The sequence below is a fragment of the Shewanella sp. SG44-6 genome (assembly GCF_014164185.1).
In the GTDB taxonomy this organism is placed as follows: Bacteria; Pseudomonadota; Gammaproteobacteria; order Enterobacterales; family Shewanellaceae; genus Shewanella; species Shewanella vesiculosa.
The window spans coordinates 1-1,851 of sequence record NZ_JACJER010000258.1; the positions used below are offsets into that span (position 1 = coordinate 1).

2 protein-coding genes and 1 pseudogene are annotated in these 1,851 nt (G+C 42.8%); 2 read left to right on the top strand and 1 reads right to left on the bottom strand.

Translation table 11 applies throughout. The features are described from left to right. Window positions 1-901 (top strand): oxygen-dependent coproporphyrinogen oxidase (gene hemF / locus H5185_RS21935; RefSeq protein ID WP_182743259.1); only part of this gene is annotated, 901 nt, incomplete at its 5' end. Between the two features lie 24 nt (window positions 902-925). Here hemF and H5185_RS21940 read toward each other — a convergent pair. After that, complete coding sequence (locus H5185_RS21940; RefSeq protein WP_182743261.1) at window positions 926-1,360, bottom strand: group II truncated hemoglobin; 435 nt, start codon at window positions 1,358-1,360, stop codon at window positions 926-928. 158 nt (window positions 1,361-1,518) lie between these two features. Here H5185_RS21940 and H5185_RS21945 point away from each other — a divergent pair. After that, window positions 1,519-1,851, top strand: a pseudogene (locus H5185_RS21945) (amidohydrolase); the annotation flags it as partial.

Here is a 1,851-nt window from a genome sequence, read left to right on the forward strand (position 1 = left end):
GCAAAAAGTAAAATCCTTTTTGTTAGCATTACAGCAAAATATTTGTCAGCGTTTAGAGCAACTCGATGGTAAAGCCAGCTTCAAAGCCGATTCATGGGAACGTGAAGAAGGTGGTGGCGGCACGAGCCGAGTATTAACTCAAGGCCAAGTATTTGAGCAAGCCGGCGTTAACTTTTCCCATGTGATGGGCGCCGCTATGCCCGCATCGGCCACTGCTCATCGTCCAGAGTTAGCTGGCCGCAGTTTTGAAGCTATGGGGGTGTCATTGGTTATTCACCCTAATAATCCTTATATACCGACGACTCATGCTAACGTGCGTTTTTTTATTGCCAGTAAAGAGGGCGCTGATCCTGTGTGGTGGTTTGGTGGCGGGTTTGATTTAACCCCTTACTATCCATTCAAAGAAGATGTGGTTAGTTGGCATCAAACGGCTAAAGATATTTGCGATCCATTTGGTGAAGATGTTTATCCAAAGTACAAAAAATGGTGTGATGAGTACTTCTTCTTACCGCATCGTAATGAAACCCGTGGTGTCGGTGGATTGTTTTTTGATGATCTTAACGAACCAGGTTTTGAGCGAAGCTTTGAGTTTATGCAAGCGGTAGGCAACGGCTTTATTGACGCTTATGCGCCGATAGTCGAACGCAACAAAGAGTTAGAATATGGCGATGACGAACGCCAGTTCCAGCTTTATCGCCGTGGTCGCTATGTTGAGTTTAACTTGGTCTATGATCGTGGCACCTTATTTGGTCTACAAACAGGCGGTCGGACTGAATCTATTTTAATGTCGATGCCGCCATTGGTGCGTTGGGAATATGCATTTACTCCTGAACAAGGTAGCCCAGAAGCAGAACTGTATGACATCTACCTAAAACCTCAAGATTGGTTAGTCCAAACTTAATACTTGCCATGTCGCACTAATGAGTCATCGGTTACGCATATTGTCTGCTAAAGTCGAAATAGCCTGAATAATCACTTGTTGATGTTCAGGCTTTTTTATTGCGTTGGTGATCGCAGCACGCATACAAATTAACCACTGATCACGCATCGATTCATCAATCGCGAAGGGCATGTGCCTTGCTCGCAATGCCGGGTGACCATGTTTTTGCTGATAAAGTTGCGGACCACCCAACCAACCACTTAAGAACTCATACAGCTTTTGTTCAGACGCTTGTATTGGCGAGCGATGCATCGCTAATAGTGCTTGGGTTTCAGGACGTGTTTGCATTTGTTGATAAAAGTCATGGGCAATCGCACGGATCACCTTGTCGCCACCAATAAGGTCGTAGGCATTTGACTGTGTGGTATCTCTGTCATCAACGGTTTGCTGTTTAGTGAATAATTTACGTAACCAGTTCATATTGTCAGTTATTAGGGGTGTCGAAGTTATTATATCTAAATCATTACCATCGATGGATTATTTTTTTGTTAACGTTTTAATACCAATTATTTAACGATTAGGCTGTATTTCAGCTGTTAACTTGGTTAGATTGGGTGAAAAATAAAAAGGAGAGCCAAATGGCAAAAGTAATGCCTTCATTGGTTGCTGTAGCGCTATCAACTGTAATTGTAGGTTGTAGCCCAGCACAACAAGACCCTAAAATCACAATCAATACCAATCCGTATCCTAGTACTTATCAAATATTGCCTAATTCAACCACACTGCTTAAAAATGCCATTGTATTAACCGGTACTGGTGAGCGTATTGATGATGCTGATGTATTGATAAAAGACGGAAAAATTAGTGCTGTTGGTCAACAGTTATCCGCTGCAGGTGCCGTGGTAATCGATGCCAAGGGTAAGTGGATTACTCCAGGTATTATTGATGTCCATTCACATTTAGGTGTTTAT

Excerpts from the sequence above, each read along its gene's own strand:
- H5185_RS21940 (WP_182743261.1), bottom strand. The coding sequence starts at position 1,360 with ATGAACTGGTTACGTAAATTATTCACTAAACAGCAAACCGTTGATGAC.